Annotated in this window: 24 protein-coding genes, 1 tRNA gene and 1 other RNA gene; 14 read left to right on the plus strand and 12 right to left on the minus strand. The window is 68.3% G+C overall.

Annotated features, from left to right (window positions below):
* The first annotated feature begins 258 nt into the window (after positions 1-258).
* Both DMB86_RS03645 and DMB86_RS20495 read left to right on the plus strand, forming a co-directional pair.
* Positions 259-2,940 (plus strand): sialidase family protein, encoded by a 2,682-nt coding sequence (locus DMB86_RS03645; RefSeq protein ID WP_113716592.1) that lies wholly within the window; start codon positions 259-261, stop codon positions 2,938-2,940.
* A 69-nt stretch (positions 2,941-3,009) separates the two neighbouring features.
* Positions 3,010-3,147, plus strand: a complete 138-nt coding sequence (locus tag DMB86_RS20495) for a hypothetical protein (protein WP_171814350.1) — start codon at positions 3,010-3,012, stop codon at positions 3,145-3,147.
* Between the two features lie 104 nt (positions 3,148-3,251).
* Here the strand turns inward: DMB86_RS20495 and DMB86_RS03650 are convergent, their stop codons facing one another.
* Together DMB86_RS03650 and DMB86_RS03655 are read right to left on the minus strand one after the other, a co-directional pair.
* On the minus strand, positions 3,252-4,226 hold the full coding sequence (locus DMB86_RS03650; protein WP_113716593.1) for a 3-methyladenine DNA glycosylase: 975 nt from the start codon (positions 4,224-4,226) through the stop codon (positions 3,252-3,254).
* Between the two features lie 8 nt (positions 4,227-4,234).
* Complete coding sequence (locus DMB86_RS03655) at positions 4,235-4,708, minus strand: MarR family winged helix-turn-helix transcriptional regulator (protein ID WP_113716594.1); 474 nt, start codon at positions 4,706-4,708, stop codon at positions 4,235-4,237.
* Positions 4,709-4,803: 95 nt separating this feature from the next.
* Here DMB86_RS03655 and DMB86_RS03660 point away from each other — a divergent pair, with 95 nt between their 5' ends.
* The gene (locus DMB86_RS03660) at positions 4,804-5,028 is read left to right on the plus strand and encodes a hypothetical protein (RefSeq protein ID WP_113719319.1); all 225 of its coding nucleotides are present in this window, start codon (positions 4,804-4,806) and stop codon (positions 5,026-5,028) included.
* Between the two features lie 112 nt (positions 5,029-5,140).
* Positions 5,141-5,359 carry a hypothetical protein gene (locus DMB86_RS03665; RefSeq protein ID WP_113719320.1) on the plus strand — a complete coding sequence of 73 codons (219 nt, stop codon included), beginning with the start codon at positions 5,141-5,143 and terminating at the stop codon, positions 5,357-5,359.
* Positions 5,360-5,374: 15 nt separating this feature from the next.
* On the opposite strand, the gene DMB86_RS03670 is transcribed toward DMB86_RS03665, so the two are convergent.
* Positions 5,375-6,661 carry an aspartate kinase gene (locus DMB86_RS03670; protein WP_171814351.1) on the minus strand — a complete coding sequence of 429 codons (1,287 nt, stop codon included), beginning with the start codon at positions 6,659-6,661 and terminating at the stop codon, positions 5,375-5,377.
* 305 nt (positions 6,662-6,966) lie between these two features.
* Here DMB86_RS03670 and DMB86_RS03675 point away from each other — a divergent pair, with 305 nt between their 5' ends.
* Together DMB86_RS03675 and DMB86_RS03680 are read left to right on the plus strand one after the other, a co-directional pair.
* Entirely contained in the window at positions 6,967-7,899 is a 933-nt protein-coding gene (locus DMB86_RS03675) for an ABC transporter ATP-binding protein (protein WP_113719322.1), read from the plus strand.
* Between the two features lie 5 nt (positions 7,900-7,904).
* Positions 7,905-9,128, plus strand: a complete 1,224-nt coding sequence (locus DMB86_RS03680; RefSeq protein WP_113719323.1) for an ABC transporter permease — start codon at positions 7,905-7,907, stop codon at positions 9,126-9,128.
* A 74-nt stretch (positions 9,129-9,202) separates the two neighbouring features.
* On the opposite strand, the gene ilvD is transcribed toward DMB86_RS03680, so the two are convergent.
* Positions 9,203-11,098 carry a dihydroxy-acid dehydratase gene (ilvD, locus tag DMB86_RS03685; RefSeq protein WP_113716595.1) on the minus strand — a complete coding sequence of 632 codons (1,896 nt, stop codon included), beginning with the start codon at positions 11,096-11,098 and terminating at the stop codon, positions 9,203-9,205.
* A 78-nt stretch (positions 11,099-11,176) separates the two neighbouring features.
* Between ilvD and DMB86_RS03690 the strand changes: the two genes are divergently transcribed.
* A complete protein-coding gene (locus tag DMB86_RS03690) occupies positions 11,177-12,013 on the plus strand; it encodes a helix-turn-helix transcriptional regulator (protein WP_113716596.1) in 837 nt (278 codons plus the stop codon).
* A gap of 106 nt (positions 12,014-12,119) precedes the next feature.
* Here the strand turns inward: DMB86_RS03690 and recR are convergent, their stop codons facing one another.
* The 3 genes from recR to ffs all read right to left on the minus strand — a co-directional run bounded on the left by recR (position 12,120) and on the right by ffs (position 16,464).
* A complete protein-coding gene (gene recR / locus DMB86_RS03695; protein ID WP_113716597.1) occupies positions 12,120-12,719 on the minus strand; it encodes a recombination mediator RecR in 600 nt (199 codons plus the stop codon).
* Between the two features lie 61 nt (positions 12,720-12,780).
* Positions 12,781-16,284 carry a DNA polymerase III subunit gamma and tau gene (locus DMB86_RS03700; RefSeq protein ID WP_227878584.1) on the minus strand — a complete coding sequence of 1,168 codons (3,504 nt, stop codon included), beginning with the start codon at positions 16,282-16,284 and terminating at the stop codon, positions 12,781-12,783.
* An 84-nt stretch (positions 16,285-16,368) separates the two neighbouring features.
* Positions 16,369-16,464: signal recognition particle sRNA small type (gene ffs / locus DMB86_RS03705), an RNA gene on the minus strand.
* A gap of 186 nt (positions 16,465-16,650) precedes the next feature.
* On the opposite strand from ffs, the gene DMB86_RS03710 reads away from it, so the two are divergent.
* The 4 genes from DMB86_RS03710 to DMB86_RS03725 all read left to right on the plus strand — a co-directional run bounded on the left by DMB86_RS03710 (position 16,651) and on the right by DMB86_RS03725 (position 19,103).
* Positions 16,651-16,863: a hypothetical protein gene (locus DMB86_RS03710; RefSeq protein WP_129545454.1), complete on the plus strand. Its 213-nt coding sequence runs from the start codon at positions 16,651-16,653 to the stop codon at positions 16,861-16,863.
* A 427-nt stretch (positions 16,864-17,290) separates the two neighbouring features.
* Positions 17,291-17,375, plus strand: a tRNA-Ser gene (locus DMB86_RS03715).
* A gap of 124 nt (positions 17,376-17,499) precedes the next feature.
* The gene (locus DMB86_RS03720; protein WP_113716600.1) at positions 17,500-18,588 is read left to right on the plus strand and encodes an alanine racemase; all 1,089 of its coding nucleotides are present in this window, start codon (positions 17,500-17,502) and stop codon (positions 18,586-18,588) included.
* A 23-nt stretch (positions 18,589-18,611) separates the two neighbouring features.
* The gene (locus DMB86_RS03725) at positions 18,612-19,103 is read left to right on the plus strand and encodes a glutathione peroxidase (protein WP_113716601.1); all 492 of its coding nucleotides are present in this window, start codon (positions 18,612-18,614) and stop codon (positions 19,101-19,103) included.
* On the opposite strand, the gene DMB86_RS03730 is transcribed toward DMB86_RS03725, so the two are convergent.
* Positions 19,100-19,987, minus strand: a complete 888-nt coding sequence (locus DMB86_RS03730; protein WP_113716602.1) for a Cof-type HAD-IIB family hydrolase — start codon at positions 19,985-19,987, stop codon at positions 19,100-19,102. The genes DMB86_RS03725 and DMB86_RS03730 overlap by 4 nt on opposite strands.
* A 120-nt stretch (positions 19,988-20,107) precedes the next feature.
* On the opposite strand from DMB86_RS03730, the gene DMB86_RS03735 reads away from it, so the two are divergent.
* Together DMB86_RS03735 and DMB86_RS03740 are read left to right on the plus strand one after the other, a co-directional pair.
* Positions 20,108-20,407: a type II toxin-antitoxin system VapB family antitoxin gene (locus DMB86_RS03735; RefSeq protein WP_113716603.1), complete on the plus strand. Its 300-nt coding sequence runs from the start codon at positions 20,108-20,110 to the stop codon at positions 20,405-20,407.
* Positions 20,400-21,155 (plus strand): LytR C-terminal domain-containing protein, encoded by a 756-nt coding sequence (locus DMB86_RS03740; RefSeq protein WP_113716604.1) that lies wholly within the window; start codon positions 20,400-20,402, stop codon positions 21,153-21,155. Before DMB86_RS03735 ends, DMB86_RS03740 begins: the two co-directional genes overlap by 8 nt.
* Before the next feature lie 8 nt (positions 21,156-21,163).
* Here DMB86_RS03740 and DMB86_RS03745 read toward each other — a convergent pair whose 3' ends face one another.
* The 4 genes from DMB86_RS03745 to kynU form a co-directional block, all read right to left on the minus strand.
* The gene (locus DMB86_RS03745; protein ID WP_113716605.1) at positions 21,164-21,790 is read right to left on the minus strand and encodes a TetR/AcrR family transcriptional regulator; all 627 of its coding nucleotides are present in this window, start codon (positions 21,788-21,790) and stop codon (positions 21,164-21,166) included.
* A gap of 51 nt (positions 21,791-21,841) precedes the next feature.
* A complete protein-coding gene (locus DMB86_RS03750; RefSeq protein ID WP_171814352.1) occupies positions 21,842-23,104 on the minus strand; it encodes a type II toxin-antitoxin system HipA family toxin in 1,263 nt (420 codons plus the stop codon).
* A 78-nt stretch (positions 23,105-23,182) separates the two neighbouring features.
* Positions 23,183-23,389 (minus strand): helix-turn-helix domain-containing protein, encoded by a 207-nt coding sequence (locus DMB86_RS03755; RefSeq protein ID WP_113716607.1) that lies wholly within the window; start codon positions 23,387-23,389, stop codon positions 23,183-23,185.
* A 299-nt stretch (positions 23,390-23,688) separates the two neighbouring features.
* Positions 23,689-24,966: a kynureninase gene (gene kynU / locus DMB86_RS03760; RefSeq protein ID WP_113716608.1), complete on the minus strand. Its 1,278-nt coding sequence runs from the start codon at positions 24,964-24,966 to the stop codon at positions 23,689-23,691.
* 157 nt (positions 24,967-25,123) lie between these two features.
* Here kynU and DMB86_RS03765 point away from each other — a divergent pair, with 157 nt between their 5' ends.
* Positions 25,124-26,413, plus strand: a complete 1,290-nt coding sequence (locus tag DMB86_RS03765) for an MFS transporter (protein ID WP_227878585.1) — start codon at positions 25,124-25,126, stop codon at positions 26,411-26,413.
* Positions 26,414-26,420 lie beyond the last annotated feature (7 nt).

Below are 26,420 nucleotides of genomic sequence, written 5' to 3' on the forward strand. Positions count from 1 at the left end.
CGCTCCGCGAGCTTGCGCTCCCATTCTACCGAGTGTTTGCGAACTCCCAGAATTGGTGTGGCGCAGCTCGCAGCCGCTGTTCGGCGGCCGCCTCCGCGGCGTGGGCGAAACATTGCGGCGGGTTTCGGCCGGCGACTGTCCATGTGATCCATCACATAGTACGGTGGTACCACGTCCCACCTCCCAGAACCTTGGGACTGGGCGGGATGAGTTGCCTCCAATTCTTTGCGGCCGATGAGGGCCGCCTGAAAGGATCACATGAAGTCCACCGACAAATTGCGCCGATGGAAGGGCGTGCCGCGGATGGCCGCCGCCTGCGCGCTGAGCGCGGGCCTGCTCGCCAGCATGGTTTCCCCGGCCCTTGCCGCCGTCCCATCCGCCCCGGATGCCGCTCCGCCGGCCCCAAGCTACACGGAACAGGTGCTGGCCAGCAACGGGGACAATGCCATTGACCCCGTCCTGGGCAAGTACTACCGCATTCCGGCCCTTGCCGACCTGGGCAACGGCGTCCTGCTGGCAGCCTACGACGGACGTCCCGATGGCGGGGACGCGCCGTCGGCCAACTCCATTGTGCAGCGCCGCAGCACCGACGGCGGCAAGACGTGGGGCGCTCCCACCTACATCGCGCGCGGCCAGGTCGCAGCCGCCGGAACCTTGCGCTACGGCTTCAGCGACCCCAGCTTCGTGGTGGACAAGGAAACCGGCACGGTGTTCAACTTCCACGTCTACTCCAAGGACCAGGGCTTTGGCGGCAGCACCTTCGGCAACAACGACGCCGACCGACAGGTCATCAGCACCGAGGTCTCAGTCTCCACCGACGGCGGCCTGAGCTGGTCCACGGACCCGGCCAACATGCCCACGCTGCCCGTCCCGCCCGGCTATCCCGCCGGGTCCCCCTACGCCGGCTTCGCGGGCCCGCTGGCCACCTCCGTGGCGAAACCTGCAGGAACCACGGTCAACGGCGTGGCCAACGTCGGCGGGGTCGCGGGCATGTTCGCGTCCTCCGGCGAGGGCATCCAGCTGAAGTACGGCCAGTACAAGGGCCGGCTGATCCAGCAATACGCCGGCAAGGTCAAGCAGGCCGACGGGAGCACCGTGATCCAGGCCTACAGCGTCTACTCGGACGACCACGGCAAGACGTGGCAGCGCGGGGCCTTTGTGGGCACCGGCATGGATGAAAACAAGGTGGTGGAGCTCTCCGACGGGCGCGTCATGCTCAACTCGCGCGACAGCACCAACGGTGGCGGCCGCAAGGTGGCCATCTCCACCGACGGCGGCGCCAGCTACGGTGCCGTCCGCTACGACTCCGCCCTGGTGGACCCCACCAACAACGCGGGGCTGACCCGCATGTTCCCGGACGCCGCGCACGGCACCGCGGCAGCGAAGGTGCTGCTGTTTTCCAACGCCAACAACCGCTCCTCCCGATCCAACGGCACGGTCCGCTACTCGTGCGACGACGGGGCGACCTGGAGCGCCGGCAAGCAGTTCAAGCCCGGCACCATGAGCTACTCCACCATCACGGCCCTTTCCAACGGCAACTACGGGATCCTGTACGAGGGCGACGGCAACACCATCACGTTCGGCCAGTTCAATGCCGGCTGGATCGACGCGTTCTGCGACGCCGGGCTGAAGGCCGCACCCGTCACCGGAGACAACGGCGCCACGGTTTCGGCCTCGCTGACGGTCACCAACACCTCGGCCGCCCCCATTGCCGGGGCCACCGCGACGTTTGCACCGCTGCCCGGCTGGCAGTTCGGCTCCGTGCAGGTCCCCACGATCCCGGCCGGCAGCCAGGTGGTGGTCACCGTTCCCGTGACCCTCCCGGCCTACGCCAAGGCGGGCGGCACCAGCATTACCGCGCAGGCCACCGTCCTGGGCCACGTGCTCACCGCCTCCGTCCCCGTGACCATCACGGGCGGCGCCACAGCGACCATCGTGGGCGCGGCCATCACCGGCGCCCGCAACGACTCCGGCCGCGACCTGGCAGCCAACCCGTACGCGGCCGGCGATTCCGTGCCGTATTCCTTCGCGGTGGCCAGCACGGGCAACATCACCGAAGCCGTGGTGCCCCAGTCCGGGAACGTGGCACCCTTCCTGCCGCCGGGCGCCGGCAACTGCCGCTACATGTCCCTGCCTGTCTGGGGCAGCTACAACTGCACCACGCCCAAGCACGTGGTCACCGCGGAGGAAGCAGCCAACGGTTTCTTTGTCCCGGTGACAACGTGGCAGGTCACCGGCACGGGCGCGGCAACGCAGAACTACACCGTCACGGGCGACGAAGTTGACCTGCTGGTGCGCAACCCGCAGCTCTCCGGCACGGCCACCGTGGCCTGGAACGATGCCGACGGCAACGGATTCGCCAACACCGGGGACACCGCCACCACCACCGTCACCCTGACCAACTCCGGCAACGTGGCACTCACCGACGTGGCCGCTGCCGGCGTCGGCTCGCCGGCCGCCGTCCTGGCTCCTGGCGAGTCCGCCACGTTCACGTCCAGCCGGACTGTGACGGCCGACGAGCTGGCCGCCGGGCAGGTCCGGGCATCCACGGTGGCGGCCACCGGGCACAACGGCGCCAAGACGGCCACGGTGGCGCTCGCCGCGGCCGCCGTCGTGCTGCCGACGATGCCTCCCAAGCCGGCGGCCAGCCCCGCCGTCGAACGGGCCAACCTCAACGGTCAGCCGCCGGTTGACCTGGGCCTGCGGGACGGCAAGTACCGCGTGGGCGACACCGTCACCGTGCACGGCGCACCCGCCCGCCAGTGGGGTTACGTGTACCTGAACCAGCACGGTCAGCGGTTCGGCTGGTTCCTGGCCGACGCCGAAGGCACCATCACGTTCACGGTCCCCGTGGGCACCAAGAATGGCCGGGACACGCTGGTGCTGCTGGACAAGGACGGAGCCCCGGTCTCCTTCGGGACCTTCCACGTCACCCCGTAGCAGGCAACGAGTGGACGGGGCCGTCTCGCCGCACGGCGGGGCGGCCCCAGCCATCGATGGGGTTTCTTCATGGTTTCAGTTCCCGCCCGGTGGTCCGGCCAACCGCGCCGCCATGCCCGCAGGCACCCGGGCATGCTGGCGCACGGCAGCGGCACCCGCACGCTGGCCGGGGTGCTCACGGCATGCGCGGCCTTCGAACGCTGCTAACAGACGCTCCTGCAGTTCCGGGGTGGTTTTTGCGGACGCCCTGTGGTGCTGCGGGAGCGTCGTGGATATCCCGCCCTGAACTGCAGGAGCGTCGGAGGTGGGGGTCAGCCGGCAGAAGCGTCAAGCACCCCGAGCGCCGCTCCGAGCCGTTGCCGCAGCACGGCGGCCTCGGCACTGAAGGCGCGCTGGCGGGCCACGTAGTCCGCCTTGCCGGCCGCCGTCTCAATCGGGATCGGCGGGTAGCCCCATGCGGCGAGGTCGTACGGCGAGGCCTGCATGTCCATGGCACGGATCCGCCACGACAGTTCGAAGCAGTCCATGACCAGCTCGCTGGGCAGGGCCGGCGAGAGCTTGTACGCCCACTTGTACAGGTCCATGTTGGCGTGCAGGCAGCCCGGCTGCTCCAAGTCGCGCTGGTTCGCCCGCGTGGGCGTCAGCTCATTGCGCCCTGAGGCCTGCGGCGTGTAAAAACGGTAGGCGTCAAAGTGCGTGCAGCGGATCCTGTTCTCCTCCACGACGGCGTCCGTGCCGGCCGGGCCCAGCCGCAGGTCTAGGTATTCGTGCCGGACCTGGTTGGCCTCCTGCCTGTACACCATGGCCCATTCGTGCAGGCCAAAGCAGCCAAACTGCGCGGGCCGGGCAGCCGTCCGGCCCAGGATGATGCGGGCAAAGTCCACCGCTTCCCGGCGCTGCTCCAGGAACCCCCGTGCGTCAAGCACGACGCCGGCGCCCGGGCCGGGTGCCCCGGGAACCCGGGTGCCGGCGTCGTCCGCGGACGGGTCGCTGCCGGTGGCGGGGCGGTAGAACTTCCAATCCAGCCGTGCCTCGGCGCCTTCCAGGACCACGCCCGCGCCCGGGTGCCACCGTCGCAGCTGGCCGGGCTTTTGCGTGTAATAGGTGAACAGGAAGTCTTCGACCGGGTGCTTCAGCCCGGTAGAGCGGCGGGCCAGGTAAGGAAGTGCGTAGCGGTCCACACGTTCCTGGTGGGCCGCTTCCCGTTCGCGCCACGATTCCGGGGCTAGGGACGCCGTGACGGATAATCCGCCGGCGTTCTGCGGCGGTGTGACGGAAGTTCTCATGTCCCCAATTATCGGGCATGCCGCGCGGGGGCGGATGCGCCGTCCGCCCGGGTTGCGGCGTCGATCAGCGCCATCATGCTGCGGTGCAGGGCCATGGCGGTCGCGCGGTCCAGGCCCAGCCGGGCCAGCATGGTCCCCGGAACGGACAATGCCTTCTCCCGCAGGGCGGCGCCGGCGGGGGTCAGGTCCACGGCCAGCGCCCGGTGGTCCGCGGCGGAACGGTGCCGCGTCACGTAGCCCAGGGCCTCGAGGCGCTTGAGAAGGGGGGAGAGGGTCGCCGGTTCCAGCAGCAGGGCCTCGCCAATGTCCTTGACCTGCCGCGGTGCCTGCTCCCAGAGCGACAGCATGACCAGGTACTGCGGGTGCGTCAGCGACAGCTCGGCAAGCACCGGCTTGTAGGCCGCGATGACGCTGCGCGAGGCGACGCTGAGCCCGAAACACAGCTGGCGTTCAAGCAGCAGATCATTGTCCTGAGCGGTCACGAATCTCTCCTCGGGTCGACGGCGGAATTAGTTAGTGCACTAACCAAAAGGGTACTATGGATTGAATTGTTGCCCACATGATCGAAGGATTTCCCATGGCAGACGAGCCCCTTGTCCAGCGGTTCATGCGCTTCACCGGCCGCCTGCGCGTGATCTTTGGCCCCGCCCACAGCAGCCCGCTGGACCATGAGATGACGGAGGAAAATAGGCACCTCCTGGCCCGGCAGCAGGCTGCGGCCGAGCAGTGGACCGCGGTCACGCGGGCCGACGGGACCACGTACCTGGTGCCCAAGGATCCGAACGACGAGTCCCTGCGCTAACTGGCGGCGCGCCGCCAATTAGGGCATGTTTTTATTATCTTTTCGGCCCCGGGCCGACTAGGATGATGGGATATCAGTCACATGATGTCCAGCCGGAGAGGGGTTGTTGATCATGGCACATGACGACAAATTCGTCACCAAGTTCATGCACGCCACGGAAAAGTTCCAGAAGGTCTTCGGGCCGGCAGATCAAGGTGACATGGACGCACCGGTGGTGCACAAGCATGACGCGTTTGAGGACGAAAGTGAGAAGGAACTGGCGCACATCGAGCAGCGCACCGATTCCGACGGCCACCACTACGCCATCCAAAAGGACGATGAACCCGCGTAGCGAACGAGTCGTGGGCTAGCGGCCGGTGCCGCCATAGACGGTGGCCTCGTCCTCGCCGTCGAGTCCGAACGCCTTGTGCACGGCGCGCACGGCCGTGTCCAGCAGGTCCGCGCGCGTCACCACGGAGATGCGGATCTCGGAGGTGGAGATCAAGTCGATGTTCACACCGGCGTCGGACAGAGCCTGGAAGAAGCTGTAGGACACGCCGGGGTTGGAGCGCATCCCGGCGCCGATCAGGGACAGCTTGCCGATCTTGTCGTCATAGATCAGGTCCTCAAAGCCCACATCAGCCTGCCGGCCGCGCAGGGCCGACAGCGCCTCCTCGCCCTCCACCATGGGCAGCGTGAAGGAGATGTCGGTCTTGCCGGTCCCTTTGGTGGAGATGTTCTGCACAATCATGTCGATGTTCGAGTGCGCCCCGGCAATGATGCCGAAGATCATGGCGGCCTTGCCTGGAATGTCCGGGACGCCAACCACGGTGACCTTGGCTTCGGACCGGTCGTGGGCCACGCCGGAGATGATGGGCTGCTCCAAGGCAACTCCTTCTGTGAACTTGATTTTGTCGTCGGGGCTGGGCAGCACCCAGGTGCCTTCATTGTCGCTAAAGGATGACCGGACGTGGATGGGCAGGCCAAAGCGGCGCGCGTATTCCACGCAGCGCAGGTGCAGGATCTTGGCGCCGGACGCCGCCATCTCCAGCATCTCCTCGCTGGAGATCTTGGTGATTTTCTGGGCGCTGGAGACCACGCGCGGATCGGCTGTATAGACGCCGTCCACGTCCGTGTAGATTTCGCAGACATCCGCGTTCAGGGCCGCTGCCAGGGCGACGGCGGTGGTGTCCGAGCCGCCCCGGCCCATCGTGGTGATCTCGTGGGTGGTGCGGCTCATGCCCTGGAAGCCGGCCACGATCGCCACCTTGCCCTTGTCCAGGGCGGTCCGCACGCGGTGGGGATCCACGTCGATGATGCGGGCCTTGCCGTGGATGCCGTCCGTGATCATGCCGGCCTGGCTGCCCGTGAATGACTGGGCCACGCCGCCTTCGGCGCTGATGCCCATGGCCAGCAGGGCCATCGAAATGCGCTCACCGGCGGTCATGAGCATGTCCAGCTCGCGTGCCGGAGGGTGCTCGGCCACCTCGCCGGCCAGGTCCAGCAGCTCGTCGGTGGTGTCGCCCATGGCGGAGACCACCACCACCACCTCGTGGCCCTCGTTCTGCGTCGCCACCACGCGGCGGGCAACACGGAGGATGCCGGCGGCATCGGACACGGACGATCCACCGTACTTTTGGACGATCAAGCTCATGGGTGCACACTCATCGGCTAACCTAACGCAACAACTTTTAGGGGAATTCATTCGCTGCCGTTCACTCCCGAACAGCGCCACGCGCGGCCTGTGCGGCATGTTCGGCGCGGAGGGCAGTTGCAGCCAGTTTATCCCCCGCGTCCCGCCGTTCCGGAATCCGGGCGTCCACATGACGGACACGTCCTTTCTGCCCGGCCATCCCCAGCAAATGTCCGACGGCGGGATGAGGCTTTCGCTCCCGGTCCCACCTTAGGATGGGCAAAGGCCGCGCCGCGGCCGCCAAAGAGCGCGACATTGGGGCATTTATGGAAACGGACATATATGGCGGACTGGCCGCCGTGGGGGTTTCGCGGAGCTTTGGCGCCGTCAAGGCTGTGGCCGGCATGGACCTGCACGCGCCTGCCGGCGAAGTGACGGCGTTGATCGGCCCCAATGGCGCTGGAAAAACCACGCTTCTGCTCATGCTGGCGTCCCTGCTGGCCCCGGACACCGGCACCGTGCGCGTCATGGGGATCGACCCGCTGAAGGAGCCCGCCGCCGCCCGGGCAAGGATTGGCTGGATGCCCGACACGCTGGGCGTGTGGGAGGCGCTGACAGCCCGCGAAATCCTGACCGTCATGGGCAAGTTTTACCGGCTGCCCAAGGCCGGCATCCCGGCCCGCGTCGACGAGTTGCTGGCACTGGTGAAACTGACCGAACTCGCAGACCAAAAGGCGCGCGTGCTCTCCCGCGGCCAGCAGCAGCGGCTGAGCCTGGCCCGGGCGCTGATCCATGATCCCGACGTGCTGTTGCTGGACGAACCGGCCTCCGGGCTTGACCCGGGCTCACGGGTCTCCCTGCGCCACATCCTGAGGGGGCTCGCGGCGCAAGGGAAAGTCGTCGTCGTCTCTTCACACGTTCTGGCGGAACTGGATGAAATCGCCGACCGCGCAGTTTTTGTCAGCGCCGGGCGCACTGTCCTGGCCCAAAGCGTGGAACAGGCCGCCTCGCAGGGCCGCCGCTACGCGATCACGGCCCTGGATCCTGCCGCCGCGGCTGCGGAGTTGACACGGCTGGGTGTGGCCTTCGAGGCGGGGACCGGCCGCCGGGAATCCGTGTCCGTGGCGGTGGCCACGGAGGCCCGTGCCGCGCAACTTCTGAGCGATTTAGTGCGCGCCGGAGTGGCCGTCACGGCTTTTGCCCCCGCCGCGGGCGCCCTGGAGGAGAGCTATCTTGGCCTGGAGGTGGAACAACGATGACCATCATGAGTAACGGGACCGCCGCGGCACCCAAGGACGGGCATGGCCCGGGCAGGTTCGGCGCCTGCCTTTCCGGGGCGTGGGCGGTGGTCGGCATGGAATTGCGCCAGCGGCTGCGCTCCCGAGGCTGGTACATCATGCTGGTGGTCTGGATGGCGGTCATCGCGATCGTCACGGCGTTTACCTGGTCCAGTTGGAAGGCCCAGTCAAGCTACAACAACGGCGGCTTCGGCTACGTTGGGCCCCAGCTGGGATCGATGATCTTTGAAGTGGTGCTGGCCTTTGTCCTGCTGTTTGCCTTGCTGGTCGCGCCGGCCCTCTCCGCCAACGCCGTCAACGGGGACCGGGCCGCGGGTACGCTGGCCGTCCTGCAGGTCACACTGCTGCGGCCCGGCCAGCTTTTGTGGGGCAAGTTCCTGGCCTCCTGGATTGCGGGGCTCGCGTTCCTGGTGGCCAGCCTGCCCTTTTTGGTCTTTGCCGTCCTCCAGGGCGGGCTGGGGGCGTGGCAGATCGTGGTCGCACTGGCCATGCTGGCCGTGGAAGTGGGGATTGTCTGCGCCATCGGGGTGGGCATTTCGGCGCTCGCCACCCGGCCCTTGTTCTCCATTGTGGTCACTTACATGGTGGTCGCCGCATTGGGCCTGGGCACCCTTGTTGCCTTTGGACTGGGCAGCCTGGTCAGCGAAGGCACCGTCGAGGCCAATCAGGTGTACTACAAAAATGCCGCCGCGTATCAGGGCAGCGGGGACAGTTCCGGGGATGGTGAATACGTGGATGGGACATACGTTGACGGCGGCAGTCCCGACCTGTACCCGGCCCCGCCGCAGCCGAAGGACATCACGGGCCAGAACGCCGAATATGCGTGCTTTGGACCGCTGGTGGAGCAGCGGGCGGCGCGGACGGAGCGGGTGGCGTGGATCCTTGGCCTGAACCCGTTTGTGGTGGTGGCCGACGCCATCCCATTCCCGTTGCACACAGGGGACCGGAGCTACTCCGGAGGGGCCTTTGAATCCATTAGCCAAGGTGTCCGCTACCTGCAGGCGGGACCCGACGCAACGTACCAGTGCGCGGGAGGCAAGGTCGCGCCGTCGTACATTGAGCAAAAGGTGCCCCTGTGGCCGCTGGGGCTTGGATTGCAACTGCTGGTTGCGGCAGGCATCCTGGCCTTGGGGTGGCGGGCGCTGCGCACGCCGGCACGAAGATTGCCGAAAGGCACCCGGGTGGCCTGACCGGCGGCCAAATTGTTGAGGTTGGAGATAATGACATCCCAAGGACGTCATTATCTCCAACCTCAACGGAGGGGCTAGGAGACGGGCACCGACGTCCGCGGCGCGCTCATCAAGACCACGTCGTCCGGGATCTGCCGGACGGCGCCCTTGTCGGCGCTGGTGGCCATGGAGGCGTAGGCGCGCAGGGCCGCGGAGATCTCGCGTTCTCGGGCCGCCGGGCGGTAGCCGGTGCTCGCCTCGAGGAGTTCGCGCCGTGCGTCCAGCTCGACCGGGTCAACCAGGAGTTCCAGGGACCGGTTCGGGATGTCGATCCGGACAAGGTCGCCGTCCTCCACCAGGGCGATGGTGCCGCCGGCGGCAGCCTCGGGGGAGATGTGGCCGATCGAGAGTCCGGAGGTGCCGCCGGAGAAGCGGCCGTCGGTGATGAGCGCGCAGACCTTGCCCAGGCCCAGCCCCTTCAGGAACGACGTCGGGTACAGCATCTCCTGCATGCCCGGGCCGCCGCGCGGTCCCTCGTAGCGGATGACCACCACGTCGCCGGCCTTGACGGTCTTGCTGAGGATCTTCTCCACTGCCTCGTCCTGGGACTCGCACACCACGGCCGGGCCCTCGAACGTCCAGATGGATTCGTCCACGCCTGCCGTCTTGACCACGGCGCCGTCCAGGGCGATGTTGCCGCGCAGCACGGCCAGGCCGCCGTCCTTGGAGAAGGCATGCGCGACGTCGCGCAGGCAGCCGCCGGCGGCGTCGGTGTCCAGGGAGGTCCATTCGGCCGACTGTGAGAACGCGGTGGAGGAGCGCTGTCCGCCGGGGGCTGCGGTCCACAGCGCCTTGGCCTCGTCGGTGGCCTTGCCGCCGCGCAGGTCCCAGTCGTCAAGCCAGTCGCTGAGGTTGTCCGAGTGGACGGAGGTGACGTTCGTGTGCAGCAGCCCGCCGCGGTTCAGCTCGCCCAGGAGGGCCGGGATGCCGCCGGCGCGGTGCACGTCCTCCATGTAATACGTCTTGTCGCCGGCCACATTCGGGGCCACCTTCGCCAGACAGGGCACCATCCGGGACTTCGCGTCAATGTCCTCGAGGTCGTACTTAAGGCCCGCCTCCTGCGCCGCGGCGAGCAGGTGCAGGATGGTGTTGGTGGAGCCGCCCATGGCGATGTCCAGGGCCATGGCGTTGTCGAACGCCTCGAAGCTGGCGATCGAGCGCGGTAGGACGGAGGCGTCGTCGTCCTCGTAGTAGCGCTTGGCCAGCGCGACGGCGGTGGCTCCGGCTCGCTCATAGAGCGCCTTGCGCGCGGTGTGGGTTGCGAGCAGCGAGCCGTTGCCGGGCAGCGACAGGCCGATGGCCTCGGTGAGGCAGTTCATGGAGTTGGCGGTGAACATGCCCGAGCAGGATCCGCAGGTGGGGCACGCGTTGGCCTCGATGAGGTCGATGTCGGCGTCGGAAACGGAGGAGTCCACGGCGTCGGAAATGGCGTTGACCAGGTCCAGCGAACGGACGGAACCGTCGGTCAGGGTGACGCGGCCGGCCTCCATGGGGCCGCCGGAGACAAACACGGTGGGGATGTTCAGGCGCAGCGCGGCCATGAGCATGCCGGGGGTGATCTTGTCGCAGTTGGAGATGCACACCAGCACGTCGGCGCAGTGGGCGTTGACCATGTACTCGACGGAGTCGGCGATGAGGTCGCGGGAGGGCAGCGAGTAGAGCATGCCGCCGTGGCCCATGGCGATGCCGTCGTCCACCGCGATCGTGTTGAATTCGCGCGCGATGGCGCCGGCCGCATGGATGGCCTCGGAGACGATCCGGCCCACGGGGGCAAGGTGCGTGTGGCCGGGGACAAACTCGGTAAAGGAGTTGGCGACGGCGACGATCGGCTTGCCGATGTCCGCCTTGGCGACGCCGGAGGCCATCATGAGGGCGCGGGCCCCCGCCATGTTGCGGCCGTGGGTGACTGTGCGTGAACGTAGTGAAGGCATAAAACCAGTCAACCAGCGTCGGCGCCGGCTGCGGAAGACGGTGCTGCTACTAGTAGTGGCAGTGCTAGATTTACGTACGTGTTAGAAGAACGACGCCGGGAGCTGGGACAGTTCCTGCGCGACCGCCGCGGCAACCTGGTCCGCGCCGAGCTGGGCCTTCCCCCCATTGGCCGCAGCCGCCTGGTGGGACTGCGGCGCGAGGAAATCGCCGCCTTCGCCGCCGTCAGCGTCACCTGGTACACGTGGTTGGAACAGGGGCGTGACATCAATGCCTCGCGCCAGGTGCTCGAGTCGGTGGCCCGCGTGCTCCGCCTGACCGCCGCCGAGCAGCAGTATGTGCTGGCCATGGGAGGGTATGCCGCCGTCCCCGCCGACGAGGTGGCGGTGATCGAGGCCGCGCCGACGCACCTGCAAGCGCTGCTGGACGCCTTGGATTTTCCCGCGTTTGCGGTGGCCCCGGACTGGGGAATCGCCGGCTGGAACAGCGCGTATGGCCTGCTGTATTCGCGGATTGCCGAGACCGACCCGGCCGCGCGGAACCTGTTGTGGCTGATTTTCACGGACCCGCAGCTGCGCAGGATGCTGCCCGACTGGGAAGAGACATCGCGCCACTTTGTGGCCGAGTTCCGCGCTGAGGCGGGGCCCCGGCTGGGGTCCACCGCCCACGCGTCACTGGTGGCAAGGCTTCAGGCGGCCAGCCCGGAGTTCGCGCGCATCTGGGCGGACCGGGGCGTCGAAGGCTTTTCCTCGCGGCAGCGCGTGTTTGTGCACCCGGCCGTGGGCGAACTGGTTTTTGAGCAGCACCGGCTGGTGCCCTCCGACGCGCCCGAGCTGCACTTTGTCCTGTATGTGCCCACGCCGGGGACGCCGACGCGGGAGCGGCTGGCGGGGCTTTCGCGCACGCACACCCGTTGAGGTTGGAGATGACGACGCCTCTTCGTTCCTCAGAGGCGTCGTCATCTCCAACCTCAACGGAGGGAGCGGTCGTTATCTCGAACCTCGGGGGGCGGGAGGGAAACGTTTAGGTCAGTGCGTTGCGGCGGCCCTCAAATGCGCGGCCCAGCGTGACCTCGTCGGCGTATTCCAGGTCGCCGCCGACGGGCAGGCCCGAGGCCAGGCGGGTCACGGTGATGCCGATGGTTTTCAGCATGCGCGACAGGTACGTTGCGGTGGCCTCGCCCTCCAGGTTGGGGTCCGTGGCGATGATGATTTCCTCGATCTTGCTGTCATTGAGCCGCGCCAGCAGTTCGCGGATGCGCAGCTGGTCCGGCCCGATCCCCGCGATCGGATTGATGGAGCCGCCGAGCACGTGGTAGCGGCCCCTGAACGCGCGCGTGCGTTCCACGGCCAGCACGTCCTTGGATTCCTCCACGACGCAGATGACGGTGGGGTCCCGCCGCTCGTCCCGGCAGATGTTGCAGGTTTCCGATTCGGTGACGTTGCCGCAGATGGTGCAGAACTTCACGCGCTCCTTCACGGTGATGATGGATCGGACCAGCCGCTGCATGTCCTCGGTCTCCGCCTCCAGGATGTGGAAGGCCAGCCGCTGTGCGGACTTGGGCCCGATGCCCGGCAGGCGCCCCAGTTCGTCGATAAGCTCCTGGACTGCTCCCTCGTACACTGGTGACTCAATTCTTTTGGTTTCAAAGCTGGCGGGTGAAAGTGGCGGACGTGCGGGCGGGTCAGTAGGCGCCGCCGTTGAGCGGCCTTTCCTCCACCAGTTGTCCGCCCAGAATACGCTCCACGGCGGCCTGGCCGGCCACGCCCGATTCCTCGATGGTCACGTCGTCAGGGCTCGGCACGTCCTCCACATAGGGAGCATCCACCGGGCGCGGCTGCACGCGCGTGCGTCCCGCCAGGGCCTCCGGACTGTTGGAGAGACGCTGGTACATGCTGAGCTTTTCGCGGGCCGCGGGGGCAGGTGCTTCCGGCGCCGCGTGCGACGCCGTTCCTCCGGACTCTGTCCGCCCGGGTTCCCGCCGTGGTGCGACGCCGGTCCCGCCAGCCCCCGTGGCGGGAACCAGACCGGACGCCGCCGGCTTCGGGGAAGCGGCCTGGCCGTTTGCCGCTGGACCATTCCCTGCCGAGTCCGATCCTGCTGGGCCGGATGCCTCGTTGGGAGCGCCGCTGACATGGCTGGCACCGTCCGGCGCGTCGTCGGCGGAGGGGGGTGCCGGCTGGGCCCAGTCGGGTGCACTGGCAGGGGTGCCCCAGCCGGGGTCGGCCACGGTGTTTCGCGACGGCCCGCCAAAGGAGACTCCCCAGTCCTGGGGGGAGTCCTGCTGGCTGTTCGGATTGGCGGACTGCTGTGCCTGTGCCGCCAGCAGCTGGCTGCGGCGGGGTGCGGCCTTCTCCTCAGGTGCTGCCGGCCGTGTCTCCGACGCCTGGTCGGCGGGCACGTCCCAGCCCGTGGTCCACGCCGAGATGGACGACACCTTGGGGCGGTACGGCGCAGCCGCCGCCGGCGCGGGCGCAGGTTCGCTTGCGCCGGTTCCGCGGGGCGGCATGCCCGTGGGGGCCGTGTCCGGCTCCCTGACCTGGTCGTCAGCTGGTCCCTGGGCGGGGCGCGGCTGTTCGGGCACGGCAGGCCTGGCAACGCCACCGTCTCGGGGACCGTCACTGGCCGCCGTGGGGTGGCGGAACTGCTGTGGTGCAGGCTCCGCCCAGTCATCGAACGGCGGCTCATCATCCCAGGCGGGCTCGTCCGGGATGGGTCCCTCCCAGTCCGAAACGCTAACGCCCGGGCGCGTCCGGGGCTCGGCCGGACCATTGCGATTTTCGGGTCGGGCCGGGAGCGGCGCGTCGGACGACGATGAGGCCTGGGCTGCTGCATCGACCCGTTCGTCGTGGGATGACCCAGCGTCCGATGGTGAGGCGTGGGCTGCTGCAGGGTCCTGCGCCTCGGGGGGCGGCGCAGCGTTCCGCGGCTGCACAGCCGATGTCAGGGTCGACGGCCGACCTGGACCCGCCGCGGGCGCGGGCTCCGATGATCCCGGGCGCGGAGCGGCGGCGTGTCCAAAAACCGCCCCGCCAACCCCCGTGGCGTCAGTTTGTTTCGCGTCAATTTGCGTCGCGTCACCTCGTGTCGCGTCGGCGGGTGTGGCTTCAGCCGGCGTCGCGTCATCCGGCGCGGGCCCGGACAGCGGGGTGCCGGCGGGGGCGGCCGGAGCCATGCCCGAGGCCGGCTGGCCGGCGCTGCCGGCCAGCCTGTCAGCCGGTCCTTTTGGGTTTGGCTCAGCGCTCGATCCCGGGGCATCGCCCGTGATGGGGTCAAGTTGGCAGGTGATCCCCAGGGTCGTGTGGATGGCCTGGCGGAGGTTGTCGGCGTGGCCGCTGTTGCCAAACGTTTGAATCAGGGCCGTGGTGGGAAGCGCGATCCGCAGAGTTTCACCGTCGAAGGCGCGGGGCACCACGTTTTGGTTCACCATGGCCCAGGAAGCCTTGCGGATGTTGCTGAGGTTGGACAGTATCTCCGGCCATGCACGCCGAATGACTTCGATCCCTGTGCCGCCACCGGCGGCCGGTCCTGCAGGCGCAGCTGACTGCGGCACAGCAGGCGAAGATGGCCGCTGCGGTGCGGGGGCAGGCGCGTGTTCCGATGAAGGCGGGACGGCCGGTGATTTCGCGCCGGAGACAGCCGCGCGACTGGCTGACGCGCCACTTTCGCCCGGCTGGGTGGCCGGTGCCGCGGAAGCTGGTTGTTCCAGGTCGTCCCACGTTGGGGTCCGTTCGGGATCCGATGCCGCGGGCCACTGGGGGTCGGCCGGGGCAGCGACGGCAGGAGCCCTTCCCGCCCGTACCTCCGGAGCATCCGGCGCGCTGTCCTGGCGTCGGCTCGCCACCTGCGCGCCAGCTTCGGCCTTGGCCTTGGCCAGCTGGGCCCGGACGGCAGCCAGCCCGCCGCCCGACGCAACCGGGGGGGCGGCGGCGGGAGACGTCGTCGTACTCGGTGCCGGTGCGCCAGGTGCGGCGGCAAGAAGCCCGGCGGCGCCGGAGTCCGCGCCCGCCGGGGCGCCACTGTAGTTGAGGCGGCGTTCCATCGCATCAAGCCGCGCGGCCATGCCCCGCGCGGAGGAATCCGCCCCGGGCAGCATGAGGCGGGCCGCCAGCAGTTCCAGATGCAGGCGCGGGGAGGTGGCGCCCGTCATCTCATTGAAGGCCGTGTTGGTGACGTCCGCGGCCCGCGAGAGCTCGGACGCGCCGAGCTGGGCCGCCTGCGTCTGCATCCGGGCAATGAGCTCATCCGGGGTGCCGCGCAAAATGGCGTGGGCACTCTCCGGCATGGCCTGGACGATGATGAGGTCGCGGAAGCGCTCCAGCAGGTCCTCGACAAAACGGCGGGGATCATGCCCCGTCTGGATGACCCGATCCACAGATTTAAACACGGTGGCGGCGTCGGCGGCAGCGAGGGCCTCCACGACGTCGTCCAGCAGGGATGCATGGGTGTAGCCGAGCAGGTCGACGGCGAGCTCGTAGTCCAGGCCCGCCGCTCCCGCGCCGGCCATGAGTTGGTCTAGCACCGACAGCGAGTCGCGGACGGATCCGCCGCCGGCGCGGATCACCAGCGAAAGCACCCCGGGGGCCACGGGCACGCTCTCTTGTTCGCACAGGCGTGCCAAATACGCCATGAGCGGTTCCGGGGGCACCAGGCGGAACGGGTAGTGGTGCGTGCGGGAGCGGATGGTGCCAATGACCTTGTCCGGCTCCGTGGTGGCGAAGATGAACTTGATGTGTTCCGGTGGCTCTTCAACGATCTTCAGCAGGGCGTTGAAGCCGGCCGACGTGACCATGTGGGCCTCGTCAATGATGAAGATTTTGTAGCGGTCCCGGATGGGGGCGAAGGTTGCGCGCTCGCGGAGGTCGCGGGCGTCGTCCACGCCGCCATGGCTGGCCGCGTCGATCTCAATGACGTCCAGCGAGCCGGAGCCGCCCCGGGCGAGCTCAACGCAGCTGTCGCAAGTGCCGCAGGGGTGGGAGGTGGGGCCTTGGGCGCAATTGAGGCAGCGGGCCAGGATTCGCGCGGAGGTGGTCTTTCCGCAGCCGCGCGGGCCGGAAAAGAGATAGGCATGGTTGACCCGGTTCTTTTCCAGGGCCGCCATGAGGGGAGCGGTCACATGCTCCTGGCCGATCACGTCCGCGAACGAATCGGGACGGTACCGGCGGTAAAGGGCTGTTGGTGCGCTCACAAATAAAACCCTATCCAATCTGCCTGACATATGGCCGTCCGCATCGGCGGATTCGTCCCGAAGCTGGGGATAAGTACAGGGAAATATAAAGACCCCCCATGCACCCGCCAGAGCCCGCTTACCCTTGCTACCTTCCGGTCCTGGGGGAGTTCACAGGGTGACGCCACATGAGGGGCCGGGAACCAGCCTACCCGACTGAACCGGGACGGGCGAATCCGTTCCTGGCCCCATTGCTGCGTCCGGACCATACCAATTTTCAGGCCGGGGTGGTACGTTCGCCACAGGGGCGCTCCTATTGATAGCCGCAATGAAGCCCCGGGCCGCCATGCCCCTGCCGCCCGAGGCGATGAGGAGATGACGCTCGTCATGATCTACGGAATTCTTCAATGGATTTTTCTGGCGCTGGCTTTCATTTGCGGCATTTCGGCCCTGCTGCGCATCGAGTCCTACTCCACCAACAGCACCCAGCGCGTGCACCACCACTCCGACCAGCAGGCCATCCTGTGGATCCTGACCACTGTCTTCGGGGTCGCCGGCTTCGTCGTCGCCGCCATCGCGGTCCGACACGGCCTGCGGTAGGCACGGCCGGCGGTGAACCGGCACGGCCGCCGCCCGCCGCTCCCATGCTGCAAGTCACGATGCCGCATGTCAGTTTCCCGCATGTCCCGAACAGGGTGCGGACATGTCGTGCCAAGACATCCACCTATTAATTTTCGAAATATTTGGCCAAAAATGTCACGTGCGCGTGACAATGTTGTAATGTTGCGAATGCACGCCACCGCGGAGGGAGCACCGCGGCGGAATGCGGGACCGGCGCCGGAAGGCGCCCGTCCGCGGATAGTAGGTCTGCCTTCCGTTGGACCGCACGGGAAATGGGGGTAGTGGGGCTTGAACGGGGCCCTACTACCCCTATTTCTTGCCCTCCGCCCGGGGCGGTGGCGCCCGATTCGTGACTTGGGTCCATCGTCAGGTACTCTTGAACCTGCCGTGTTCGCCACGGCAAGCTGGAGGATTCGCCTAGCGGCCTATGGCGCACGCCTGGAACGCGTGTTGGGTTAACGCCCTCGGGGGTTCAAATCCCCCATCCTCCGCACACATCAAGTAGTCCCGGACCTGCCCTGGCAGGCTCCGGGACTACTTTGTTTCCCCGTCTTTTGCGGCCCCGGCTTGGCGCCGGCTTGGCGCCGGCGCCGTCCACGGTGGCATCATGAGGCCATGGACGAGACCAACTTTGACGCCCCGGCATTCCCCTCGACGCCATTCCTGTGTGTTGACACAGCCATCATGGACCGGAACCTTGCCGGGATGGCCGGGCGGGCCGCAACGGCCGGCCTGTCCCTCCGGCCGCACGCCAAGACGCACAAAGTGCCGGAAATCGCCCGGCGGCAGCTCGAGCTGGGCGCCGCCGGGCTCACCGTGGCAACCCTGGGCGAGGCGGAGGTATTCGCCGACGCCGGCTGCACGGACTTGTTCCTGGCCTACCCCTTGTGGGTCACCGCGGCACGGGCTGCCCGGATCCAGTCGCTGGCGTCCCGTGCGGCGCTGCGCATAGGCATTGACTCCGTGGAGGCCGCCCGCGAGCTGGGCCAGGCCGTGGCCGGCAGCGGCGTGGAGGCGGTGGTGGAAGTTGACAGCGGGCACCACCGCAGCGGCTGCCGCCCGGAGGAGGCCGGCGCCGTGGCGCGGGCGGCCATGGACAACGGGCTCGCCGTGGCGGGCGTCTTCACGTTTCCCGGCCACGGCTACGGGCCGGGAAAGCGCCGGCCGGCGGCTGAAGAGGAAGCGGCGGCACTCGCCGCAGCGGTGGCGTCCCTGGCCGACGCCGGCATTGCGGCGGGCACCGTCAGCGGCGGTTCAACGCCCACCGCCGCGGAGGCGGACGCCGGCGTGCTCACTGAAATCCGTCCCGGCGTCTACGTGTTCAACGATGCCCAGCAGGTGGAGCTGGGCACCTGCGGCTGGGACGACCTCGCCCTCACCGCCGTCACGACCGTGGTCAGCAGGGCCGGACGCCACGTGATCCTCGACGCGGGCAGCAAGGTCCTCGGGGCCGACCAGCCGGGGTGGGCCACCGGGGGCGGGCGGATCCTGGGCATGCCGGATGCCCGCATCACGGCACTCTCCGAACACCATGCCACGGTCGCCATCCCCGACGGCGTGCCCCTGCCCCGCCGCGGGGACATCCTGCGCGCCGTTCCCAACCACGTGTGCGCCGCCGTCAACCTCGCCGACGAGCTGGTGCTGGTCCGGGACGGCGTGCCTGCGGGAACCTGGGCGGTGGCTGCGCGCGGACGGAACAGCTGACCGGCGGGGAATAGACTGAAAACATGACCACGCAAACCGTGCAGACCATCCCACTGGCCCTCAACGACGGCAGCCGAAGCAGCCTCGACGAGCTTGGCGGCAAGGCCGTCCTGGTGGTGAACGTCGCCTCACAGTGCGGATTCACACCGCAATACGATGCCCTCGAGGCGCTCCATGAGAAGTACCGGGTCCGCGGGCTCCAGGTCATCGGCGTTCCGTGCGACCAGTTTGGCGGCCAGGAACCCGGCAGCGATGGGGAGATCGCCGAGTTCTGCCGCAAGAACTTCGGCGTGACCTTCACTCTGGCCGCCAAGGCCGACGTCAACGGCCCGGACGCTCACCCGCTGTACGCCGCATTGACGAAGGACGGCATCGAACCCATCAAGTGGAACTTTGAGAAATTCCTGCTCAACCGCGACGGCGTGATCCTGGCCCGCTTTGCCTCCGCCGTGACGCCGGACTCGCCCGAGCTGGTGGCGGCCGTCGAAGCAGCCCTCGCGGAACAGCCTGCTTAAGCCGTGACGGCGTCGAGCCAGGCCTTCAGGAAGGCGGCGCCGGCGTCGTCGTGGATGATGTCCAGGCCCAGGCCGACGTCCACCGAGGTGAGGACGGGGTACGGCTTCTCGGGAACGCCGTCGGCCGGGCGGACGTCCACGTGCTTGACCTCATGGTCCTGGTGGTGCAGCCAGTCGGCCATGGCGTAATCGGTACGGGAATCGCCCATGGTCCGCCACGCCCCGGGGACAATTCCCTGCGCGGCCAGCAGTTCGACGGCGCGGCTGGCACCGAGGTCCTTGCCAAGCCGGACGGACTCGATGTCCGTGGAAATGATGGTCGGGTCCACGCGGTAGTCGATGCGGCCGGACGTCGCAGGGGCCCGGTGGTCAAGGCGCACGGCGCCCAAGTCGTGGCGGGCCAGCAGGGCCAGGACATCGGCGTCGAAACGGTCCTGCTGGGCCAGGTAGTCGGCGTTCTCGACCGTGACCTGCTGCTCCACGGACACCATCGCCCGTTTCGTTTCGTCGAAGAACATGAGGTCCGCATAGCGGGCGGCCACGAGGTCGCGGACGTCGTCGCCGAAGGCTGCGGGCATGGCCAGCTCGCGGTCCAGGTGGACGGTGCCGGGCCCGTTGGGGGTGAAGCTGAACCAGGTGGCGCCCTTTTCGCAAATGGCGTGCACCACGGAACGGGCGGGCATCCCGGCGTCGATCATGGGACCCATGACCTGCTCCGCGATGAACGCGTCGGAGCGGCCGGTGTTGAACACCACGGGGATGCCCTCGCGCACCAGGGCAATCAGGCTGGCGATGATGCCAGCGGACACGTTGCGGGTCACGGGGCTGGCAATGGGGCCGTCCACGTCCAGCAACAGCGCCAGCGGCGGGGTTTCTCTCGTCATGGTTTCATGATCCCAGCCTTTGCCCCCGGAGCCGAACGCGACTGTAACCATTTGGCAACACACCCGCGGCTTGGGTGGGCCGCGGTTCCCATGCGGACGTCCAATCCATAGTCTGTACAAGTGATCTTCAAAGCAGTTGGCGACAACCGACCCTATCCGGACCATGGCTACATCACGCCCAAGGACTGGGCGGCCGTGGCCCCGCGCCAGGTCCGCCTGGCCGACCTGGTGACCACCAAGGCGCAGCTGGACCTGGAAGCACTGCTGGCGGAGGATTCCACCTTTTTTGGCGACCTGTTTCCCCACGTGGTGCAGTGGCGCGGGACCCTCTATCTGGAAGACGGGCTGCACAGGGCCGTGCGCACCGCCCTGCACCAGCGCACCATCCTCCACGCCCGCGTACTGGTGATCGATGATTGACGGCCGCCCGGACGACGACGTCCAACTCACCGCCCGACAGGCCCGCGGGGCCGCGCGCGAGGCAAGGCGCCAGGCCAAGGACCAGGCCTACGAAGACCGCCTGGCGCGGAAAAGGTCCAAGGATGTGCACTTCCTGCACGGGCACCACGTCATTGACGCCGCGGGGCTGGCGGAGGCGTTTCCCGAGCCGGAAACGGCCGAGTACACTTCCGTGACCGTCCGGCGCCGCATAACCCACGGCGTCACCCTGGTCTTGCTGCTCGCCTTGGTGGTGGCAGGCGTCGTGCTGGCCGGCATGGTGCAGCGCGGCGATCTGGTGCTCCACTTCGGCGTGCCCAGGCACGCCCCCGCCGCCGAAACGTGCCCGCCGGGCCCGTTTGACTATCCGGCGGACAAGACCGTCTCCGTCAACGTCTACAACGGCGGACGCACGGAGGGGCTGGCAGGGAAGGTGGCCGCCGAGCTGAAGAAGCGCGGATACAAGGTCAAGGCGGTCTCCAACGGTGCCACCCCCTATGATGCACCGGCGGTGGTGGTCTCCGGCGTGGCCGGCCAGGCCGCCGCCTTCAATCTCCAGCGCAACGTCGCCGGAGCTGAATACGTGCAGGACGACCGCAAGGGCGCCACCGTCGATTTCATTGTGACCAGCAGCTACACCAACCTGGTCGACGCGAAAAAAGTGGACCAGACGCCGGGCCCGCTGTCCTGTCCGCGGTTGAGCCCCACGCCGGCGGCCACGGCGGGCTGACCCCGAGCCTAGGGAATCGTGGTGGGCCGTCCGCCGTCGTCAAACACGGCGCCGACCCCGGCCTGGATGAACCGCACGGCAGCGGCCACGCGGTCCGCGTCGGGAGTGTCCGCGTTGCGCCGGGACGCACTGGCGGTCAGCGAGCCGTGGATCAGCTGCACCAGCGTGTCGGCGTCGGCCTCCGGAAGGTAGTGCTGGTCCATGCCTTCGCGCAGGATGTCCGCGAGCAGCTGGTTCAGCTCGCCCACGTGCACGGCCAGCTTCGCGAAGGAGTCCCCGGACAGCACCGAGCGCATGGCAGGGCCCGGCGGCAGGTGGCGGCGGCTGAGGTCTTCGAGCTGGGCGCGGACGTACAGCGACAGCTTGTCCACAGGGTTGTCCAGGCTGTCAAGATCGGTCTTTAGTTCCGTGACAAAGCGTCCGGTTTCATCCAGCGCGTAGGCCACCAGGAGCTGTTCCAGGTCGGCGAAGTAGTTGTAAACGGCGGTGCGGCCAACGCCGGCGGTGCGTGCGACGTCGGTCATCGTGAGCCCGGGCAGCCCGTGGCTGAACAGCAGTTCGCCAAAGGCGTCGAGGATCTTGCGCTGCGTCTGCTCGCGCTGCGCCGCGTTGGTGGGGGCGGCTATTCGTGGCATGCGCCTATTTTACCGTCAAACCGTCACTAAAAGTACAGCCGTTGGAACCGGCTACGGCAGCATGGCCTTGCGTCTGATGCCCAGGACGCGGACGACGGCGGCACTCACGTCCCGTCCAAACGGCAGTTCCGCCGCGGTCAGGGCGGAGGCGGCCAGCGCCTTGTCAATGCTCTTTGCCGCGAGCCGCTCGGGCAGGTGCAGGCTGCGGGCGAAGCTCAGCCAGTCGTTGCGTCCAAGCCCGGTCCGGCTGCCGGCGCTGCCCCCCAGGGGCAGGGCCATGCCGGGATCGCGCGACGGGTCGCCGTCGGTCAGGTCGGTGACGATGCCACCGGGAACGCCGGCGGCAAAGCCCTGCTCGATCTCCGCCGCGAGCGTGCACTGGAGGTCGTAGGCGGGAGCCACGAACCATTCCCCGCCCGGCTGCCGGACCACAGAGATGTTCTTGGCATGCAGGTTTCCGTTGCCCGTCAGCCATCCGAACAGGAACTGCAGGAACACGTTGCGGGCAGCCAGGACGTGGGCCGAGCACATGCCCGTGATGGCAGCGGCCACCGCCTCGGTGGGAATGTCGTACTTGCGTGACGGCGGCAGGCCGAGCAGCTGCGCGGCGTCCTCCGCCGCGAGGGGTCCTGCCGGGGACCGGTCAAAACGGGAGACAAGCAACGCGGCCTGGCCAACGGCGTCGTACACCAGCCGGGAGGCGGCAACGGGAATGGACAGCGCCCTGGCCTTCTCAAGGAGCAGGTATTCGGTCTCGACCTGGCGTGCGTGGCTGCCGTCGTTGAACTTGAGGATGTAGGCCCGCGAGGGGTCCTTGTCATGGACGTAGGAGGCGGTGACCTTGTCCTGGAGGCCCGGAAGCGCGGACGGATCGACGGGACCGGGGATCGCGGCGAAGTCCGAAAAGCGGACGGTGTCCATGGTCTTGGTGACGGCAAGCAGCGGCGGCACCGCCTCGAGGGGGTCACCGGCGGGCACAACCCGCACGTCGCCCACCGGGTTCTGTCCGGCAGCCAGCAGGAGCGAGAACTCGTCGGTGATGGTGGTCTTCACGGCCCACCGCAGCTTGGCGAGCCGTTCGCCCTCCGGCAGCAATCCGGCGAAGAACGCCGGCACGCTGCCGTGGGCCAGCGTCACGGGCACGTCGAGGAGGGGCAATGTGGCGGCAATGGCCGGCCCGCCGGTGCTGAGGTAGTTGGGCAGGTAGGAGAACACGACACCGTCACGTGCCTGGCGGACCAGCGTCGCGGCCGGCCTGCCCTGCTTGTAGACCACCGCGTGGTGGATCTTCTTGGCATCCTCGGGGTTCTTCACTGCGCCGGGCCCTTCGCGTTTGGGCTCTTCACGGCTGGGTCCCGGCTGCCTGGGTGCCGCCTGCACGGACGGAGCGTCTCATGGCGCCTGCACGCTCAGGTTCAGGCTCAGGCCCAGGGCATTGGCCACGGCGTTAAGAATGTCCAGGCGAACGGTTTCGCGCCCGTTTTCCAGGTCGCTGAGCACGCGCGGGGAAATGTCCGCCAGGTCAGCGGTTTCCACCTGGGTCAGGTCCAGTTCCCGGCGCCGGGCGCGCAGCGCTGCGCCGAGTTGGGCTGCATCCACGCCGGTGCCTCCTGCCGTGCCGTTTAAGGGGGTCCACTCCGGACCGTGACTCCATCCTAAAGCGCCGACTGCCGATTTGTGCACGATCCTGCTGATTCCCGGGCGTCGGCGAAGGGGTGCGGATGCCGAGTCCCGCCGAGAGTACAGCTCTGGCGGGTGCGGATGCCGAGTCCCGCCGAGAGTACAGCTCTGGCGGGTGGGCGGCGTCGCGGGTCACCGCAGCTGTACAGTGGGCGGAAATCGGAGCCGGACAGGTCGCAGTATCCGTACAATCGGTGCCCGGCTGCCCATCGGGGCGGCTACGTGACCTGCAGCCGCTCCCGGAACTGCGGAGCGTCCCAATGGCGGTTGTCCAGGATGTCGAACAGGGCATCCACCGCGTCCCAGACGTCGGCGTAGCCCAGGTACAGGGGCGTGATCCCGAAGCGGAGGACATGGGGCTCGCGGTAGTCGCCAATGACGCCGCGACTGATGAGCGCCTGCATGATGGCATAGCCGCCCGGGTGCGCGTAGCTGACGTGGCTGCCGCGCCGGGCCCGGTCCAAGGGCGTCACCAGCTCCAGCGGATGCGACCCTCGCCGTGCCTGCACCAACGCAATGAACAGGTCGGTCAGCGCCAGCGACTTCTCCCGCACGGCGCCAATGTCCGCCGCCAGGCTCACGTCGAGCCCGCATTCCACCAGGGCCATGGACACCACCGGCTGCGTCCCGCACAGGAAACGGCCGATCCCCGCCACCGGCTCGTATGAGTCCTCCATCGCAAAAGGCCGGGCATGCCCCCACCAGCCGGAGAGCGGCTGCCAAAAGCGGTCCTGGTGCCGGGCATTGACCCAGATGAAGGCGGGCGAGCCCGGGCCGCCGTTGAGGTACTTGTAGGTGCAGCCCACGGCGAAGTCCGCCCCGCCACCGCGCAGGTCCACCGGCACGGCACCGGCCGCGTGGGCGAGATCCCAGATCACCAGGGCGCCGGCGTCGTGCACCAGGGAGGTGGTGGACGCCATGTCCCACATGGCCCCGGTGCGGTAGTTGACGTGGGACAGTGCGACGACGGCCACGTCGCCTCGCAGCGCGGCCTCCAGCGGGAGCCCCTCGTCCACGAGGCGGACCGAGTAACCCTGGTCGAGGAAGTCGGCGATGCCCTCGGCCATGTAAATGTCGGTGGGGAAGTTGTCACGTTCGGTCACGATGACCTTTCGTGCCGGGTCCTGCGCCTGTTGGATGCGCAGCGCGGCTGCCAGCGACTTGAACAGGTTCAGCGACGTGGTGTCCGTGACCACCACTTCGCCGGGGCCGGCGCCGATCAGCGGCGCGAGCTTGTCGCCCAGGCGTCCGGGGAGCTCAAACCAGCCGGCCGTGTTCCAGCTGCGGATCAGCCCCGTGCCCCATTCCTCCTCCAGCACGCGTGCGGCCACGTCCAGGGAGGTGCGCGGCCGGGCGCCAAGCGAGTTTCCGTCCAGGTAGATGACGCCGTCGGGCAGCAGGAAGTCGTTGCGGAAGCGGCGCAGGGGATCGGCGGCGTCGGCGGCCACGCAGGCTTCCCGGGTGGCGGGCGGTGCGGGCTGCGGTGCTGCGTCCATGGGGCGTCCTTGGTGAGGTTTGCTGGGGAAGGCCGCGGACGGCCGTGGATGAATGTGGGCCGCCAGGGTGCAGGCCGATTCCCAATCTATGGCCGCACCCGTGGCCGGTCAAGGATGCCGGTGCGTGGGTCCCGCCGGCAGTGGCTACTGTTGTCCAGTGAGCAATTTTGTTGTGAAGAAGCCGTGGACCGGGCGCATCGGCGCGCTGCTGGGGATCATGGTCATGGCCCTGAGCCTGCGTGCGGCCGTCTCCGTGGTGCCCCCGCTGCTCGGCGAGCTGCGGGGTGAACTGGGGTTCGACGCCGGCACCATCGGCCTGCTGGCCATGCTCCCACCGCTGATCTTCGCCGTGTTCGGGCTGTTGACGCCGCTGCTGATCCGCCGTTTCGGCCTCGAAAAGGTGCTCGTGGGGGCCGTGGTGCTGGCCGTGGCGGGGCAGCTGGTGCGCGCGGCGAGTGGACAGGTGTGGCCGTTCCTCGGGTGGTCGGCCGTGGTCATGGCCGGCTACGGGATAGGCAACGTGGTGCTGCCGCCGCTGGTGAAAAAATACTTCCCGGACCGCGTGGGCGTGGTGACGGCCGGGTACGTGACGCTGCTGGCCGTGGGAACGGCCGCCAGCCCGCAGCTGGCCGTCCCGGTGGCCGGGCTCGCCGGCTGGCGCGTGTCCATCGGCCTGTGGGCGTCGGTCAGCTTCCTGGTGCTGCTGCCATGGGCCGCCCAGGCCCTGCGCGACCGCCAGACGCGCCGCAGCGCCGCGGACGACGCCGGCCGCCCGCCTGGCGCTGGCCCCGCCGGTTCCGTCGGGGACGCCGGCCACGGTGGCGTGCCGAGACTGGTGCCGTGGCGCTCACCGGTGGCGTGGGGGCTGGCCATCTTCCTGGCCGGCAATTCGGCACAGACCTACGTTTACTTCACCTGGCTGCCGCCATATCTGGCCGGCGAGGGCCTGGACCCGGCCACGGCCGGGTCGGCGCTGGCCTATTTTGCCATTTTGGGCCTGCCGGTGAGCCTGCTGGTGCCGCTGTGGGTGCCGCGCATGAAGAACCCGATCATCGCCATTTCCATCTTTGCCGTCTTCTGGACCATCGGACACCTGGGCCTGTACCTGTCGCCGATGCACGGCACCTGGCTGTGGGTGACCTCGGCCGGGTTGGGCCAGGGCACGTTCGCCACCGCCCTTTTGATGGTGAACCTGCGCTCGCGGACCACGCACGGCTCCGCGGTCCTGTCGGGATTCAGCCAGGGCGTGGGGTACGCCGGAGCCGGCATCGCGCCCCTGTTCTTTGGCACCATCCACGACGCCACCGGATCCTGGACCTGGTCGTTCGCCACGCTGGGCGTGTGCCTGCTCGTGATGATGACGGGGGCCGTCATGATCAACCCGAAGCGCTACATTGAGGATTCCGCCGCGGCGCCCGTCCCCGACAGCCTGCCCCAGCGGACTTGACACCCCT

Origin of the sequence: Arthrobacter dokdonellae (assembly GCF_003268655.1) — a bacterium.
Classification (GTDB): domain Bacteria; phylum Actinomycetota; class Actinomycetes; order Actinomycetales; family Micrococcaceae; genus Specibacter; species Specibacter dokdonellae.